The sequence below is a fragment of the Xanthomonas sp. F1 genome (assembly GCF_014199855.1).
This window is the reverse complement of sequence record NZ_JACHOK010000001.1, coordinates 912710-930024: the sequence shown is the minus strand read 5'-3', so window position 1 is coordinate 930024 and position 17315 is coordinate 912710. Positions and strand designations below refer to the sequence as shown.

14 protein-coding genes are annotated in these 17315 nt (G+C 69.0%); 12 read left to right on the top strand and 2 right to left on the bottom strand.

Annotated elements, in window-relative coordinates; translation table 11 throughout:
* The first annotated feature begins 47 nt into the window (after positions 1-47).
* A complete protein-coding gene (locus GGR71_RS03815) occupies positions 48-1337 on the top strand; it encodes a citrate synthase (RefSeq protein WP_160957218.1) in 1290 nt (429 codons plus the stop codon).
* A gap of 186 nt (positions 1338-1523) precedes the next feature.
* Here the strand turns inward: GGR71_RS03815 and GGR71_RS03810 are convergent, their stop codons facing one another.
* Positions 1524-2168 carry a hypothetical protein gene (locus GGR71_RS03810; RefSeq protein WP_048491952.1) on the bottom strand — a complete coding sequence of 215 codons (645 nt, stop codon included), beginning with the start codon at positions 2166-2168 and terminating at the stop codon, positions 1524-1526.
* Between the two features lie 156 nt (positions 2169-2324).
* Positions 2325-4751, bottom strand: coding sequence for a penicillin-binding protein 1A (locus tag GGR71_RS03805; protein WP_160957219.1), 2427 nt, complete (start codon positions 4749-4751; stop codon positions 2325-2327).
* 218 nt (positions 4752-4969) lie between these two features.
* On the opposite strand from GGR71_RS03805, the gene GGR71_RS03800 reads away from it, so the two are divergent.
* The 11 genes from GGR71_RS03800 (at position 4970) to GGR71_RS03750 (ending at position 17231) form a co-directional block, all read left to right on the top strand.
* Positions 4970-6028 carry a pilus assembly protein PilM gene (locus GGR71_RS03800; RefSeq protein WP_017908825.1) on the top strand — a complete coding sequence of 353 codons (1059 nt, stop codon included), beginning with the start codon at positions 4970-4972 and terminating at the stop codon, positions 6026-6028.
* Positions 6028-6825, top strand: a complete 798-nt coding sequence (locus GGR71_RS03795) for a PilN domain-containing protein (RefSeq protein ID WP_160957220.1) — start codon at positions 6028-6030, stop codon at positions 6823-6825. Before GGR71_RS03800 ends, GGR71_RS03795 begins: the two co-directional genes overlap by 1 nt.
* Positions 6822-7496 carry a type IV pilus inner membrane component PilO gene (locus GGR71_RS03790; protein WP_048491955.1) on the top strand — a complete coding sequence of 225 codons (675 nt, stop codon included), beginning with the start codon at positions 6822-6824 and terminating at the stop codon, positions 7494-7496. The genes GGR71_RS03795 and GGR71_RS03790 overlap by 4 nt, the downstream gene beginning before the upstream one ends.
* Positions 7497-7510: 14 nt before the next feature.
* Positions 7511-8032: a pilus assembly protein PilP gene (locus GGR71_RS03785; protein WP_160957384.1), complete on the top strand. Its 522-nt coding sequence runs from the start codon at positions 7511-7513 to the stop codon at positions 8030-8032.
* A 20-nt stretch (positions 8033-8052) separates the two neighbouring features.
* Entirely contained in the window at positions 8053-9966 is a 1914-nt protein-coding gene (locus tag GGR71_RS03780) for a type IV pilus secretin PilQ (protein WP_160957221.1), read from the top strand.
* A 152-nt stretch (positions 9967-10118) separates the two neighbouring features.
* Positions 10119-11138: an AAA family ATPase gene (locus GGR71_RS03775; protein ID WP_017914104.1), complete on the top strand. Its 1020-nt coding sequence runs from the start codon at positions 10119-10121 to the stop codon at positions 11136-11138.
* 58 nt (positions 11139-11196) lie between these two features.
* Complete coding sequence (locus GGR71_RS03770) at positions 11197-12135, top strand: DUF58 domain-containing protein (RefSeq protein ID WP_160957222.1); 939 nt, start codon at positions 11197-11199, stop codon at positions 12133-12135.
* Positions 12132-12599, top strand: coding sequence for a DUF4381 domain-containing protein (locus tag GGR71_RS03765; protein WP_160957223.1), 468 nt, complete (start codon positions 12132-12134; stop codon positions 12597-12599). The genes GGR71_RS03770 and GGR71_RS03765 overlap by 4 nt, the downstream gene beginning before the upstream one ends.
* Positions 12596-13618 carry a vWA domain-containing protein gene (locus GGR71_RS03760; RefSeq protein WP_160957224.1) on the top strand — a complete coding sequence of 341 codons (1023 nt, stop codon included), beginning with the start codon at positions 12596-12598 and terminating at the stop codon, positions 13616-13618. Before GGR71_RS03765 ends, GGR71_RS03760 begins: the two co-directional genes overlap by 4 nt.
* 8 nt (positions 13619-13626) lie before the next feature.
* Positions 13627-15477, top strand: coding sequence for a tetratricopeptide repeat protein (locus tag GGR71_RS03755; protein WP_184451691.1), 1851 nt, complete (start codon positions 13627-13629; stop codon positions 15475-15477).
* The gene (locus GGR71_RS03750) at positions 15474-17231 is read left to right on the top strand and encodes a BatD family protein (protein WP_160957226.1); all 1758 of its coding nucleotides are present in this window, start codon (positions 15474-15476) and stop codon (positions 17229-17231) included. The genes GGR71_RS03755 and GGR71_RS03750 overlap by 4 nt, the downstream gene beginning before the upstream one ends.
* Positions 17232-17315: the final 84 nt, after the last annotated feature.

Here is a 17315-nt window from a genome sequence, read left to right as displayed (position 1 = left end):
GTTCGCAACGTAATCGGACAGGCGCCTTCCATCGAGGAGCGCACACTGTGTCCGATCTTGATCAGGTCACGTTGAACGCCGGCGACAAGTCGGTCGTTCTTCCGGTACTCAAGCCCACCCTGGGCAACGATTGCGTCGACATTTCCAAGTTGACCAAGGAGACCGGTCTCTTCACCTACGACTCGGGCTTCACCGCGACCGCCAGCTGCAAGTCGGCGATCACCTACATCGACGGCGACAACGGCGTGCTGCTGTACCGCGGCTACCCGATCGAGCAACTGGCCGAGAAGTCCAACTTCCTCGAAGTGGCCTACCTGCTGATGAACGGCGAGCTGCCCACCGCCGACGAGTTCAAGAAGTTCGACCACGAAGTGACGCATCACACGATGATGCACGAGTCGCTGAAGAACTTCCTCGGAGGCTTCCGCCACGATGCGCACCCGATGGCGATGATGGCCGGTACCGTCGCCTCGCTGTCGGCGTTCTATCACGACACCCTCGACCTCAACGATCCGGAGCAGCGCCGTCTGGCCGCGATCCGCCTGATCGCCAAGGTGCCGACGATCGCCGCCGCCGCCTATCGCTACTCGATCGGCTGGCCGATCCGCTATCCGCGCAACAACCTCGGCTATGTCGAGCGCTTCCTGCACATGATGTTCGAGGTGCCGAGCGAGCAGCTGCAGATGAACCCGGTCGTGGCCAAGGCCCTGGACCTGCTGTTCATCCTGCACGCCGACCACGAGCAGAACGCCTCGACCTCGACCGTGCGCCTGGTCGGTTCCACCGGCGCCAATCCGTACGCCTCGGTCGCCGCCGGCATCACCGCGCTGTGGGGCCCGGCGCACGGCGGCGCCAACGAAGCCGTGCTGAAGATGCTGGAGGAGATCGGCACCGCCGACAACGTCGAGAGCGCCGTGGCCAAGGCCAAGGACAAGAACTCGAGCTTCCGCCTGATGGGCTTCGGCCACCGCGTGTACAAGAACTTCGACCCGCGCGCGAAGATCATCCGCGAGATGACCCACAAGGTGCTGGGCGAGCTGGGCGTCAACGACCCGCTGCTGGAAGTCGCGCTGAAGCTGGAAGAGGCCGCGCTGAAGGACGATTACTTCGTGCAGCGCAAGCTGTACCCGAACGTCGACTTCTACTCGGGCATCATCTACAAGGCGCTGAACATCCCGGTGGAGATGTTCACCGTGATGTTCGCCATCGCCCGTACCGCCGGCTGGGTCTCGCACTGGCTGGAACAGCAGGTCGACCCGGAAATGAAGATCGGCCGTCCGCGCCAGATCTACACCGGCTACGACAAGCGCGATTACACCGGCGCCGACAAGCGCTGATCGATCGCCGTCAGGTTGTCCGGAACGCCCCGCCTTGCGCGGGGCGTTTTTCGTTGGGCAGCGCCGAAACAGAAAGAGGGCGCGGGCGCCTCGTTGCGTCCGCTGCGCATCGGAGCACCGGCTTCGACGCGGTCATACGGTGCCCGTCGCATCCACTGCCGCATCCGCGACGCGGCGCGGTACGCGCTAGCCGTACTGGTAGTCGGCGATGTCCTGCTCGGTCAGCAGTTGCCGCAGTTGCGGCATCGAGGCGCGCCGCATCGGCTTTTCGTCCACCTGCGACAGCGGCGCCTGGCGCAGCGCGTCGTAGGGCAGCACGGTCAGGTCGAAGGTCAGTTCCTCGGCGGCGAATAGCCACACCGGAAAGTCCTCGCTGCGCTCGCGGTCCAGGCGCAGACGGCGGCTGCGCAGTTCGGCCGGGATCCGGTGCTCTTCGAGGAAGCGCGCCACCGCCTCGGCGTCGTCGCTGTGCAGGTGCAGTTGCACCGGGCTGTTGGCGTCGGCGGTGCCGTCGTGCACCGGTCCGGCCAGGCGCGGCGCGAACGCGTGCAGGAAGTCCATCGCGCGCAGCGCCGCCTCGCGGCGCCGGCGCAGCTCGCCGGCATGGTCCGGGCCGGCGAACAGCCGCTGGTATTCGCGCAGGGCGTCCTCGATCTCGCTGTTGCGCGGCAACGAGGCATCGTCGTGGATGCCGAGCCGGTCGGCGGCCTTGAGCTTGGCCTGGTGGAAATCGCGGATGCCGCCTTCGGCCATCAGGCGGGCGGCTTCGTGCGCCAGCCGGCGACGGCGTTCGTGCGTGCGGGTCCGGGCATGTTGCCGAGCGTGGTGCATGGTGCGCCTCCCCTCAAAGCCTGACCCGACTGTACCGCAGCCTTGCGAAATTCAGGTGTACCCGGCACGACTGCGTGATGCGGTGTCCGTCGAGCGAGGCGCGCCCGGCCGAACAATGCCCCCCGGCGAGCGCCGGGGGCCGGGGAGGCGGGGTGATCAGAAGATGTCGAATGCCGCGTCGTCGGTCTTCTGGTCCTGCAGGCTTTCGTCGAACTGCTGGATGCGGTCCATGTCCTCGGTCTTGACCCATTCCGTGGCGCCGTTGAGGCTGACCTGGACCATGCCGCCCGGCGGGTCGTTGCGGGCGATCGGCTGGTCCTTCAATGCGACGCGCATGTAGTCGATCCAGATCGGCAGCGCCGCCTTGCCGCCGTACTCGCGGTAGCCGAGTGAGCGGTAGTCGTCGCGGCCGACCCACACCGTGGTCACGTATGGGCCGCCGAAGCCGGAGAACCAGGCGTCGCGGTGGTCGTTGGTGGAGCCGGTCTTGCCGCCCACGTCCTCGCGGCCGAGCACCTTGGCCGCGGTGCCGGTGCCGCGCTGGACCACGTCGCGCATCATCGACACCAATTGATAGGCGGTGCGCTCGTCGATGGCGCGCGGCGCTACCTTGGCCTCGGGGTCGGCAGGCTTCTCCGCTGCGGCCGCCGTGGCCGCGGTCTCGGCCGGTTTGGCCGCCGGCGGGGGTGTGGCCGCACCGAAGTTGAAGCCGTCCACCACCTGGCTGACCGGGGCGGCATTGCCGCCAAGGCTGCCGCAGCTGCGGCAGGCGGTCAGCGGGTGCTCCTGGAACAGCACGTTGCCGTCGCGGTCGGTGACCTTGTCGATGATCCAGGTGTTGACCAGCGAGCCGCCGTTGGCGAACACGGTGTAACCGCGCGCCACCGACAGCGGGGTCAGCGAGGCGGTGCCCAGCGACATCGACAGGTTCGGCGGGAGCTCGGCTTCCTGGAAACCGAACTGGCTGATGTACTTGCGTGCGAAGTCCACGCCGATGGCGTCCAGCAGGCGCACCGAGACCAGGTTGCGCGACTGCACCAGCGCCTCGCGCAGGCGCATCGGGCCGCGGAAGCCGCCGCCGTCGTTCTGCGGCGACCAGGTCTTGCCGCGGCGGTCGCGGAACACCACCGGCGCGTCGAGCACGATCGAGGCCGGATTGAAGCCCTTCTCGAACGAGGCCGCGTACAGGAACGGCTTGAAGCTGGAGCCCGGCTGGCGACGCGCCTGGGTGGCGCGGTTGAACTTGTTGCCGGCATAACTGAAGCCGCCGACCATGGCGCGCAGCGCGCCGTTGTTGGCGTCCAGCGAGACCAGCGCGGCCTGGCCGCGCGGGATCTGGGTGATCTCCCATTCGCCCGGCTTGTCGCCAGCCTGGATGCGCACCAGGTCGCCGCGCTTGAGCAGGGTGGCCGGGCTGCGCCCGGTCCAGCGGCTGGCGGCGACCGGCAGCACCAGCTCGGTCTTGTTGGCGAGCACCACGGTGGCGCTGCCGTCGCTGCCGGTACTGGCGACGATGCTCGGCAGCATCCCGCCCTGCGCGTAGACGCCGCTCAGGTGGCTGGCCAGGGCTGCCGCATCGGCATTGGCGGGCACGTCGAAATGCTTCTCAACCCCATGCCAGCCGTGGCGGCGGTCGTAGACGACCAGGCCCTGGCGCACCGCATGGTTGGCGGCGGTCTGCAGGGTCGCATCGATCGTGGTGTAGACGTGGTAGCCCTTGTCCAGCACGTCGCCGCCGAAGCGCGCGATCATCTCCTGGCGCACCAGTTCGGCCACGTAGGGTGCCTCGACCTCGACCGGGCGCTCGTGCGGCGCGGCGTGCATCGGCACCGCCTTGGCCGCCTCGGCCTCGGCCGGGGTGATGAAGCCCAGCGCGGCCATGCGGCTGAGCACATAGTTGTCGCGGCGCTGCTTGGCGCGCTCGGGGTTGCTGATCGGGTTGCCGCTGGAGGGGAACTTGGGGATGCCGGCCAGCGAGGCCATCTCGTCCAGGCTCAGTTCGTTGAGCTTCTTGCCGTAGTAGTACTCGGCGGCGGCGGCGATGCCGTAGGCGCGGTTGCCGAAGAAACTCTTGTTCAGGTACAGCTCGAAGATCTCGTCCTTGCTCAACTCGGCCTCGATCTTGCGCGCCAGCAGGATCTCCGCCAGCTTGCGGGTGTAGCTGTACTCCGAGCTCAGGAAGAACTGGCGGGCGACCTGCTGGGTGATGGTGGAGCCGCCCGGTACGCGCTTGTCGTTGGTGGTGGCCAGCAGCCATACCGCGCGCGCGATGCCCTTGTAGTCGACCCCGCCATGCTCGTAGAAGCGGGCGTCCTCGGTGGCCAGGAAGGCCTGCTTCAGCCGCTCCGGCACGTCCTTCATGGTGATGGGGTAGCGCCGGGTCTCGCCGAACAGCGCCATCAGCTTGCCGTCGCTGGAGTAGACGTACATCGGCTCCTGCAGCTCGACCTTGCGCAGGGTCTGCACGTCCGGGAGCTTGGAAGAGACGACGTAGTACAGCCCGCCTGCCACGGCGGCGCCGACCAGGCCAAGGAGGACCAACATGACCAGCGCCCAGCGCAGCCAACGACGAAAACGGGGCATCGCGAGAGATTCCGATTGCAGATTTCTTGGGCGCAGAGTATAGAGTACGCCGGGGAACGGCTGGGGCCGGTTCCGGGGATGCGACGGGTTTGCTGCCGCAGGTCATGCCGTGACACGGATCGCGACATGCAACCGGGCGGTTGCCAATTGCAAAAAATTTGTTATTAATGCGCTGGCGCAACATTGGCGTCCAAGTGCCCGCCGGCAGGGGAAAATCCGTGGGGCTTATCCCAAAGAGTCAGCAACCGCTGATCGGCATCGACATCAGCTCGACCGCGGTCAAGCTGCTGCAGCTTTCGCGTAACGGCAACCGGTTCCGCGTCGAGCATTACGCCGTCGAACCCTTGCCGCCCAATGCCGTGGTCGAAAAGAACATCGTCGAGGTCGAGGCGGTGGGCGAGGCGATCCGCCGCGCCGTGACCCGTTCCGGCACCCGCGCCAAGCATGCCGCGGCCGCCGTGGCCGGTTCGGCGGTGATCACCAAGGTGATCCCGATGCCGGCCGAGCTGGACGAGAGCGAACTGGAAGCCCAGGTCGAGCTGGAGGCGGTGAACTACATCCCGTATCCGATCGACGAAGTGAACCTGGATTTCGAGGTGCTGGGCGTCATCCCCAACAACCCCGAGATGGTGCAGGTGCTGCTGGCCGCCTCCCGCTCGGAGAACGTGGAACTGCGCCAGTCGGCCCTGGAGCTGGGCGGCTTGGTGGCCAAGGTGATGGACGTGGAGGCCTTCGCGGTCGAGAACGCCTTCGCGCTGGTGGCCAGCGAGCTGCCGGTGGCCGCCGACGGCATCGTCGCCCTGGTCGACATCGGCGCCACCATGACCACCCTCAATGTCCTGCGCGGCGGGCGCAGTCTGTATAGCCGCGAGCAGGTGTTCGGCGGCAAGCAGCTGACCGACGAAGTGATGCGCCGCTACGGCCTGACCTACGAGGAAGCCGGCATGGCCAAGCGCCAGGGCGGGCTGCCGGAGAGCTACGAGGTCGAGGTGCTGGAACCGTTCAAGGAAGCCACGGTGCAGCAGATCAGCCGCCTGCTGCAGTTCTTCTACGCCGGCAGCGAATTCAACCGGGTCGACCACATCGTCCTAGCCGGCGGCTGCGCCGCCCTGGCCGGGTTGCCGGAGATGGTGGAGGAGCAACTGGGCGTGGCCACGGTGGTCGCCAACCCGTTGGCGCAGATGACCCTGGGGCCGAAGGTCCAGGCGCATGCGCTGGCCCAGGATGCGCCGGCGCTGATGATCGCCACCGGCCTGGCGCTGAGGAGCTTCGACTGATGGCGAAGATCAATCTGCTGCCCTGGCGGGCGGAACGGCGCAAGCAGCGCGAACGCGAGTTCTATTCGATGCTTGGCCTGGCCGCGTTCGCCGGGGTGCTGCTGGCGGGGCTGATCTGGTTCTACTACGACCTGCAGATCAGCGGCCAGAACGAACGCAACGCGTATCTGCAGACCGAGATCGAGAAGGTCCAGGCGCAGAACAAGGAAATCGACACCCTCGACGAGAAGAAGCGTCGGCTGCTGGCGCGCAAGCAGGTCATCGAGGAACTGCAGGCCAAGCGCTCGCAGATGGTGCACCTGTTCGACTCGCTGGTGCGGACCATTCCCGACGGCGTGGTGCTGACCTCGGTGAAGCAGGAAGGCGACATGCTGACCCTGGAGGGCCGCTCGCAGTCCAACGCGCGGGTCAGTACCTACATGCGCAATCTCGAAGGCTCGGGCTGGATGACCAATCCGGAACTGACGGTGATCGAGGCCAAGGCCCAGGAGAAGGAAGCCAAGGGCCCGATCGTCGACACCAAGGCGCTGCCGTATGTGTTCACGCTGCGGGTCAAGCTGCCGGTGCCGGGTGAGAGCACCGATCCGGCGGCCGACGGGACGGCACCGGCCGGAGCCGCTCCGTCCGGAACCCCTGCCGCAGTACCCGCCGGTGGCGCGCCTGGCACGCCATCGCCTGCGCAGGCCCCGGGCGCAGCACCTGCGGCTGCACCTGCCCCCGGCAACTCTGCCGCACCGGCTCCGGCCGCGCCGCCGGCACCCGCCGCCAAGCCAGCGCAACAGGGACCGGCGTCATGAGCAAGAAATTCAACATCAAAGAGCTGGATTTCAACAACATCGGCAACTGGCCGCAGCAGGCCAAGATCGTGTTCTGCGTGCTGGTGACGCTGTTCATCCTGACCCTGTCGTGGTTCCTGCTGATCAGCAGCAAGAGCGACGAACTGCAGGCGCTGGAACAGAAGGAAACCGAGCTGCGCGCCACCTTCGAGAAGGAACAGAGCCGTGCGGTGAACCTGCAGCCGCTGAAGCAGCAACTGGTGCAGATGGAACAGGTGCTGCAGCAGATGCTGCGGCAGCTGCCGAGCAAGACCGAGATGCCCGACCTGATCATCGACATCTCGCAGACCGCCTTGTCCAGCGGCCTGACCAACGAGTTGTTCCAGCCGGGTCCGGAGTCGCCGAAGGAGTTCTACGCGGAGAAGCCGATCGCCCTGCGCATGGTCGGCAGCTACCACCAGTTCGGCGCCTTCGTCAGCGGCGTGGCGTCGCTGCCGCGGGTGGTGATCCTGACCATGCACGACATCAATCTGAAACCGCGCGACAAGAGCAACGGCATCACCGCACGCGGCGAACTGGAGCTGTCCGGCACGGTCAAGACCTATCGCTACCTGGACGACAAGGAAATGGCGGACCAGGAGCAGGCCGCGGCGGCCGCGAAGAAGGCGGGCAAGCAAGGCGGTGGCGCATGAGCCGGCAGCAGCGGATGGTCAGGATGTTCGCCGCGGGCGCGCTGGCGCTCGTGCTCGGCGCTTGCGGCCGCACCACCACCAGCACGCCGGGGGATGCGCCGAACCTGGAGAACTGGGTGAAGGAAGTGCGCGCGCGACCGGCGCAGCCGCTGGAGCCGTTGCCGGTGATGCAGCAGTTCGAGACCTTCGAGTACGCCGCGCAGGGCCTGCGCGATCCGTTCAGCGATGCCTGGGCCAATCCCGACGGCAGCAGCGGACTGCGTCCGGATCCGAACCGCCGCAAGGAGCCGCTGGAGCAGTTCCCGCTGGACAGCCTCAACATGGTGGGCACGCTGGGTAGCGGCGCGGGCCAGGTCGCGCTGGTGATGGCGCCGGACAAGGTGACCTACCGCGTGCGTCCGGGCGTGTACATGGGGCAGAGCGATGGCCGCGTGACCGGGGTGCACGAGGATCGCATCGATTTGATTGAACTGGTGCCGGATGGCGCCGGCGGCTGGCTGGAACGTCCTGCCTCCGTCGCGCTGGACGATCAATGATTGATTATGGGGATAGCACGATGACTTTTTCCAAAGCCCTGAGCCTGCGCCCCATCCGGCGCCACGCGACGATGCGGCTATGCGCGTTGGGGTTGGCGGCGATGCTCGGGAACGCGGTCGTCGCCAGCGCGGCGCCGCCTGCCGCGCCTGCTGTTGCGCCTGCGGCATCCGCGACGGCGCCGGCCAAGCTCACGGTGTCGAAGGTCGACTTCAAGCGCGGTGATGGCGGTGCGGGACGACTGATCCTGTCCTTCAACGGCACCGGCGCCAGCCCCGACCTGCGCACCCAGGGCAACAACGTGGTGGTCGACGTCGGCAACGCGATGCTGCCGCCGGAACTGCAGCGGCCGCTCAACGTCACCGATTTCGCCACCCCGGTGCAGCGCATCGATGCCAAGCCCTATGCGGGTGGCGCGCAGCTGACGCTGAGCACCAATGGCCCGTTCGAGTCGCTGGCCTACCAGTCGGGCAACGAGTACGTGGTCGAGATCACCCCGCGCGCCGCCGCGCCGGCCGTCGGCGCGGTCACCGCGGCCACGGTCAGCCAGGCCGCCGCGCAGGTGGCCGAGCGTGGCTACAGCGGCAAGCCGGTGACCTTCAACTTCCAGGACGTGCCGGTGCGCACGGTGCTGCAGCTGATCGCCGAGGAATCCAATCTCAACATCGTCGCCTCCGACACCGTGCAGGGCAGCGTCACCCTGCGCCTGGTCAACGTGCCGTGGGACCAGGCGCTGGACATCGTGCTGCGCGCCAAGGGCCTGGACAAGCGCCGCGACGGCAAGGTGATCTGGGTCGCGCCGCAGCAGGAACTGGCCAAGTTCGAGCAGGACAAGGAAGACGCGCGCATCGCGATCGAGAATCGCGAGGACCTGATCACCGACTACGTGCAGATCAACTACCACAGCGCCACGGCGATCTTCAAGGCGCTGACCGAGGCCAAGGGCATCGGCGGTGGTGGCGGTGGTGGCGGCGGAAATGGCGGCAGCAACGGCAACAGCCAGAACGACAACGGCTTCCTGTCGCCGCGCGGTCGGCTCGTCGCCGACGAGCGCACCAACACGCTGATGATCAGCGACATCCCGAAGAAGGTCGCGCAGATGCGCGAGCTGATCAACGTGATCGACCGGCCGGTCGATCAGGTGCTGATCGAAGGCCGCATCGTCATCGCCACCGATACCTTCGCCCGCGATCTGGGTGCGCGCTTCGGCATTGCCGGCCGCCGGCAGTACGGCGGCAATACCGGTGTGGTCAGCGGCAACCTGGCCAACAACACCTCGATCATCAACAACAACGTGCACAACATTCCGGGCGGGCTGAACTTCAACATGCCCGCCGGCACCTTCACCACCGGCACGCCCGGTGCCATCGCCTACACCTTGCTGGGTGCCAATTTCTCGCTGGACATGGAACTGTCGGCGCTGCAGGAAGAAGGGCGTGGCGAGGTGATCTCCAACCCGCGCATCGTGACCTCCAATCAGCGCGAGGCAGTGATCAAGCAGGGTAAGGAAATCGGCTACGTCACCATCACCGGCGGTACCGGCGGCACCGCCGCCACCCCGAACGTTCAGTTCAAGGAAGTGCTGCTGGAGCTGAAGGTGACCCCGACGATCACCGACGACAACCGCATCTTCTTGAACATGAACGTCAAGAAGGACGAGGTGGAGCGCTACGTCACCCTGCAGAACTACGGCACCGTGCCGGAAATCAATCGCCGCGAAATCAATACTGCGGTGCTGGTCGACGACGGGCAGACCGTGGTGATCGGCGGCGTCTACGAGTTCACCGATCGCAGCAGCGTGTCCAAGGTGCCGTTCCTGGGGGACGTCCCGTTCCTGGGCAACCTGTTCAAGCAGCGCGGCCGCAGCAAGAGCAAGGCCGAGCTGCTGATCTTCGTGACCCCGAAGGTGATGCGCGTGGCCAAGCGCGCCGGCTGATCGGCGCGGACAGGCGGGATCCTCCGACGGGAGAGGCGCAGGCCTCTCCCGTCGTCGTTTACGCCGCGTGGATGAGGAAATCCTGAATTCGCAGCACGCGGCGTCGGCCGCGCGCGGAACCATTTTCACCAGTGATCGGTCAGACTGCGCAAATGAACACGCCATCCCCGACCCTCGATTCCCCGCCGGCCGCGCCCGAGCAGCAGCGCCTGCACGCCGCGTTCGTCGCCCTGCGCGACGGCCTGTCCCAGACCATCGTCGGCCAGTCGGCGCTGGTGGAGCGCCTGCTGATCGCGCTGCTCGCCGACGGCCATCTGCTGGTCGAAGGCGCGCCCGGTCTGGCCAAGACCACGGCGATCCGCGCACTGGCCTCGCGCCTGGAGGCGGACTTCGCCCGCGTCCAGTTCACGCCCGACCTGCTCCCGGCCGATCTCACCGGCACCGAGGTGTGGCGTCCGCAGGAGAGCCGATTCGAGTTCCTGCCCGGGCCGATCTTCCATCCGATCCTGCTCGCCGACGAAATCAACCGCGCCCCGGCCAAGGTGCAATCGGCGCTGCTCGAAGCGATGGGCGAGCGCCAGGTCACCGTCGGCCGGCATACCTATGCGCTGCCGAAGCTGTTCCTGGTGATGGCGACGCAGAACCCGATCGAGCAGGAAGGCACCTTCCCGCTGCCGGAGGCGCAGCTGGACCGTTTCCTGATGCACGTGCGCATCGGTTATCCGGAAGCGGCAGCGGAAGCGGAGATCCTGCGCCTGGCGCGCGAGCGCGCACGCGAGACGCTGGAGGCCGGCGAGGCGCCGCCGCCGCGCATGCCGCTGGAAGACGTGTTCGCGGCGCGCCGCGCGGTGCTGGCGCTGCACATGGCGCCGCCGCTGGAGCGCTATCTGATCGAGCTGGTGTTGGCTTCGCGCGATGCCAGCGGCTACGACGCCGCGTTGGCGCGGCGCATCGCCTGGGGCGCAAGTCCGCGCGGTTCGATCGCGTTGGAACGCTGCGCGCGCGCCAGGGCCTGGCTGGCCGGGCGCGATTTCGTCACGCCCGACGACGTGCGCGCGGTCGCTGCCGATGTGCTGCGCCATCGCGTGCTGCCCAGCTACGAAGCCACCGCCGAGGGCTGGGACGGCGATCGCCTGGTCGCCGCGCTGCTGGACAAGGTGCCGCCGCCGTGACCGGGTGTCACCAAGCACGGCTGTTGCCCGCCGACCGCCGACGCGCGGAGTAACGACGATGGCACCGCAGCCGACCGCGCCGGGCACGCCGCACGCCGCCGCGCCGGCCGAGGCGGGGATCCGTCCCAGCCTGGCCGAGCTGGTGGCCCTGCGCGCCGCGGTCGCGCGCATGCCGCCGCCGCGGCGCGGTCGCCATGGCCTCAGTGGGGCTGCCCCGTCGCCGATGCGCGGGCGCGGCATGGAATACGCCGAATCGCGCGAGTATGTGGTGGGCGACGATGTCCGCCACATCGATTGGCGGCTGACCGCGCGTAGCGGCCGCACTCATACCAAATTGTTCCAGGCAGAGCGCGAACGGCTCAGCCTGATCGTCGCCGATACCGCGCCATCGCTGTATTTCGGCACCCGCGTCCGCTTCAAGTCGGTGCAGGCGGCCCGCGCCGGGGCGGTCGCGGCGTGGGCGGCGCAGCGCCAGGGCGATCGCCTGGCCGCCCTGCGCGGCAGCAGGAGCGAAGCGCCGGTGCCGCCCGCCTCCGGGCCGCGCGGCGTGCTGCGCGTGCTCGATGCGTTGGTGCGCTGGTACGCGCAGCCGCCGCAGGACGACGCCGGCCTGGGCATGGCCCTGGATCACGCGGCCAAGCTGCTGCGCCCAGGATCGCGTTTGACCGTGCTGGCCGATCCTGCCAGCGCGCAGGCGGTACCCGCGGCACGTTGGGCCGGCTTGGCGCTGCACAACGAAGTGGAACTGCTGCTGCTCGCCGATCCGTTGGAAGTGCAGCCGCCGCGCGCGGCCCTGCCGTTCTGGGCGAGCGGCCGCCGCGTGGAAGTGGATCTGCTGGCGAGCGCCGCGCAACAGCGCTGGCGCGCGCAGTTCGTGCAGCCGTTGGAAACCCTGGCGGCAGAGCTGCCGGGCCGCGGCGTGCAGGTGCGGGTGCTGCTGAGCGACGCGCCCAGCGAATCGTGGTTGCTGCCGGTGCAACGGGGGGCGACGGCATGAGCCCGCAGCAACTGCCCCTGCGCGATGTGCATCTGCCGCCGGCACCGGCCTGGTGGCCGCCCGCGCCGGGCTGGTGGATGCTGGCGGCGGTACTGCTGCTGGTGATCGGCGCGGTGCTCTTGGTGTGGTTGCGCCGCCGCCAGCGCGTGCAGCGCTGGCAACGCCAGTTCGACGCGGCGACGCGCACGGGCGAGCCGCCCGCGCAGGTGGCCGCGGTCTCGGAGCTGTTGCGGCGTGCGACGCAACGCCGCGACCCAGCCGCTGCCGCGTTGCAGGGCGAGGACTGGCTACGGTTTCTGGATGGCGGCGACAAGCGTCAGGCGTTCTCCACCGGCCCAGGCCGTGTGCTGCTCGACGGTGGCTATCGGCCCAGCGTGGACCCGGCGCAGGTGCAGGCGCTGCTGCCGCTGGCACGGCGCCGGTTCCTGGCGCTGATGGCGGCGCGGCACGGAGGACGGCGATGAGCCTGTTGCCGTCCTCGTGGCAGAGCCTGAGCGACCTGTTGGCCGGCTTCGCCTGGCCCTGGATGTGGTTGGCGATGCCACTGCCGCTGCTGGCCAATCTGCTGCTGCCGGCGCGGCGCGGCACTGCGCCGGCCCTGCGCGTGCCGTACGGCGAGCGTCTGCAGGCCGTGGCCGCCGCACCGACGCGCGGCGGGCTGTGGCGCGCCAGCGTGTGGCTGGCCTGGCTGGCCTGGTTCTGCCTGTGCGCGGCGGCAGCGCGGCCGCTGCAATTGGGCGAACCCATCGCGCCGCCGCAGCAGGCGCGGCAGCTCATGCTGGCGGTGGATCTGTCCGGCAGCATGAGCGAGCCCGACATGACCCTGGGCGGACGCGTGGTCGATCGTTTGACCGCGGCCAAGGCGGTGCTGGCCGACTTCCTCGATCGCCGCGATGGCGACCGCATCGGCTTGCTGGTGTTTGGCCAGCAGGCATATGCGCTGACCCCATTGACCGCGGACCTGGCCACCGTGCGCGACCAGTTGCGCGACAGTGTCGTCGGCCTGGCCGGGCGCGAGACCGCGCTGGGCGATGCGATCGCGCTGGCGGTCAAGCGCCTGCGCGAGCAGAAGCAGGGCGAGCGCGTGCTGATCGTGCTCACCGATGGCGTCAACACGGCCGGCGTGCTCGACCCACTGAAGGCCGCCGAACTGGCCAAGGCCGAACATGTGCGCGTGTACACCATCGCCTTCGGTGGCGATGGCGGCATGTCGCTGTTCGGCCTGCCGATTCCCGGCAGCGGCGGCGATGATCAGGTCGATGAGGACACGCTGCGCAAGATCGCGCAGGATACTGGCGGGCGTTTCTTCCGCGCTCGCGATACCGGCGAACTGGCCTCGATCTACGCCGAACTGGACCGGCTCGAGCCGGTGCGCTCGGCCGGTCCGGCGGTGCGGCCGCGGATCGAGCGCTATGCCTGGCCGTTGGCCGCGGCGCTGACGCTGGCATTGCTGTCCTTCATCTGGCCCTGGAGGCGGCAGTGACCCGCGTGATGGAATTCCTCCAGGCCCTGCACCTGTTGCGCCCCGCGTGGCTGTGGGCCTTGCTGTTGCTGCCGTTGCTGGGCTGGAGCTGGTGGCGCCGGCGCCGCCGCCGCGACATCTGGCGGCGCACGGTGGACCCGCATCTGCTGCCGCACCTGCTGGCGCGTGGCGACGCCAAGGGCAGGGCCGGCCTGCTGCTGGGTGCGCTGGGCTATGCGCTGGCGGTGCTGGCGCTGGCCGGGCCGAGCTGGCGCCAGGAACAGCAGCCACTGTGGCAGGCGCACACGCCGCTGGTGATCGCGCTGGACCTGTCCGCGCAGATCGACGCGCGGGATCTGCCGCCGTCGCGGCTGTTGCAGGCGCGGGCCAAGCTGGCGCGGCTGCTGCACGAGCGTGCCGGCGGCGAAGTGGCCCTGCTTGCGTATGCCGGCGAGCCGTACACGGTGGCGCCGCTGACCGACGATGCGGCGAACATCGGCCTGTTCCTGGATGCGCTGTCGCCGCAGGTGATGCCGGTGGCGGGGCAGCGGACCGACCTGGCGATCGACTGGGCGGCGCAGTTGCTGCGCCAGGCCGGCTTCTCCCGCGGCGACATCCTGGTGCTCAGCGATCGGGCCGACGCGCAGGCGCAGCAGGCGGCGGCACGCGCGGCCGGGCAGGGGTATCACGTGTCCGTGCTGGGGTTGGGCACCGCGCAGGGTGCCGCCTATCGCGACGACCAGGGCCGGCTGGCGCATGCGCAACTGGATGCGGGCGCGTTGCGGGCGCTGGCCGCCGCTGGTGCGGGACGCTATGCCGCGTTGACGCCGGATGACGCGGATCTGCGCGCGCTGGGCGTGCTGCGGCCGCAGGAAGAAGATGCGACGGCGGCCGACGAAAGCCATGGTCGCGTGTGGCTCGATCAAGGCTATTGGTTGCTGCCGCCGCTGATGCTGCTGGCACTGCTCGCGTTCCGCCGTCGTGGCAGTGCCGCGGTGCTGCTGTTGGTGTTGGTGCCGCTGGCGATGCCGCTGCCGGTCCATGCGCAGGCACCGGCGGTGCCTCAGGCACAGACGCCGGCGTCCGGTCCTGTCGCAGGCGGGTGGTGGGAACGTGCCGACCAGGTCCGCCAGCAACGGCTGGACGCGGGCGTGCAGGCCTATCGCAAGGGCGATTTCGCCGCCGCGCAACAGCAGTTCGAAGGCATCGACAGCGATGCCGGCTGGTACAACCTCGGCAATGCGCTGGCGCGCCAGGGCCGTTACGACGAGGCGATCGACGCCTACGACAAGGCGTTGAAGCTGCATCCGCAGATGGCCGATGCGATCGCCAACCGCGCCGCAGTGGAGGCCGCGCGCAAGCGCCAGTCGTCGCAGAACTCCAAGTCCGGTCAGCAGGGCAAGGACGGCCAGCAGCAGAAGAGCGGGCAGTCGCAGAATGGCCAACAACAGAACGGCCAACAACAAAACGGCCAGCAGCAGTCGGGCCAACAGCAGAACGGTGCGCAGAAGGACCAGCAGCAGAAGGACAAACAACAGAACGGCCAGCAGCAGAACGGCCAGCAGCGGGACGGTCAGCAGGGACGCGATGGCGCCAAGGATGCGCAACAGGCGCCGCCGAAGCCCGGCGATGCGCAGGCGCAGCAGCAGGCCGATGCGGCGCAGCGCCAGCAGATGCAGCAGGCGATGGCGCAGCAGGGCGGCGCCGACAAGCAGGCGGCCGAACGTGCCGCTGCCGCCGCGAACGAAACGCCGCAGCAGCGCGAGCAGCGGCAGGCGGTGGAGGCGTGGTTGCGGCGGGTGCCGGACGATCCGGGCAATCTGCTGCGCGCCAAATTCAGGCTGGAACACGAACGCAGGCAGCGGGAACAAGAGCCATGATCCACTTCAAGCGACTCGGCCAGGGGGCACGCGCCTGCGCGGTGCTGATGGTGTTGGCCGTGCTGCTGCTGGCCTTGCCGGCGGCTGCCGCCACGCGCGCGTGGCTGGATCGGGACAACGTCGGTGCCGGCGAGGGGGTGACCCTCAACATCGAGACCGACCAGGCGGCGGCGACGCCGGACTACACGCCGCTGCGCGCCGATTTCGCGCTCAGCAACGAGGTCAAGAGCCGGCAGATGCAGATCGTCAATGGTGCGGTCTCGACGAAGTCCTTGTTCGGGGTGATGCTGACGCCGCGCGGCAACGGCACGCTGGAGATTCCGTCGCTGCAGGTCGGCAACGAGCGCACTGCGCCGTTGCGGCTGGAGGTCGCTGCGGCCAGTGCCGCGGTGCCGGCCACCACCAATGCCGATGTGCCGGCGCAGGTGGGCAACGCCGACGTGTTCGTGCAGACCGTCGTCGACGACGCGCGGCCCTATGTGCAGCAGAGCGTGGGCGTGGTGGTGCGGCTGTATCTCGGTGTGCCGCTGAGTTCCGGCGAACTCGATCTGGATGCGCCGGCCGGTGCGTCGCTGCAGCGTGTCGGCGACGACATCCAGAACCGTCGCCAGATCGACGGGCGCATGTACACGGTGGTCGAACGGCACTATCTGCTGGTCCCCGAGCGTAGCGGCTCGCTGTTGCTGCCGGGGGCGCGCTTCAGCGGTCGTGGCCCCACCGGTTTCTTCGACGACTACTTCGGCCGCGGCGGCGAACTCAATGCGCGTGGCACCGCACAGACCCTGCAGGTGCGTGCGCAGCCGGCCAATGCGCCGCAGCCGTGGCTGCCGCTGCACGAACTGCGCCTGCGCTACACCGCCACGCCGCAGCGCGCCAAGGCCGGCGAGGCCGCCGACATCGTGGTCGAGGCGACCGCACGCGGCGCGACCCAGGCGCAGTTCCCCGAGCTGCCCACGCCCAGCGTCGATGGCGCGCAGGTGTTCGCCGAGCCGCCGCAGGTGCAGGAACGCTTCGTCGACGGCGGTCCGCAGGTGACCGTCAGCCGTCGCTACTCGATCGTGCCGCAGGCGGCCGGTCCCTTGTTGGTGCGTGGCCTGCGCATGCCGTGGTGGGACGTCGGCGCGGGTGCCGCACGCGAGGCCAGCCTGCCGGATCTGACCCTGCAGGTGCAGCCAGGACAGGGTATGCCTGCGCCGGCCCCGGCCAGCCCCACGGCGCCGACGCTGAGTGTGGTGCCTGCCGACAATGCGGTGGTGCCGACGCACACCTTGCAGGAACGGCTGGCCTCGTTGCCGCTGTGGATGGCGCTGGCCGCGGGCTTCGCGGTGCTGTGGCTGGCGACCCTGATCTGGGCCTGGCGCCGCGCCCGCCGCACGCGCGCTGCCGCAGCGCTGCCGGCGACGGCGAAGGCGCCCAATGCTGCGCCTAGCGCGACATTGGCACCCGCGACTGCACGCGTCGCGCTGCCGGAGCTGCGCAAGGCCCTGGACAGCGGTGGCCTGGACGAAGTCGCGGCGATCCTGTGTGCCCAGGCCGGCGTCGCCGACCTGGATACGGTGGTGCAGCGCCTGGACGATCCGACGCAGCGCGATGCGGTGCTACGCATGCAGCACGCACGCTGGGGCGGTGGCGGCGATGTGAGCGGCGCGCGCGTCGTGTTGCGCCAGGCGTTCTGGGCTGGGCCGCGCTGGCGCACTACGCCGCGCAAGCAGGACAAGGACGAGTTGCCGCCGCTGTATCCGCGTGATGCGTGAGGCATTGGCGCTTGCGGATCGCGATTGGCGGGCGCTGTGACGCGGGTGTTTGCCGACGAGGGCGCGGTGGTGCCCGGACGATGG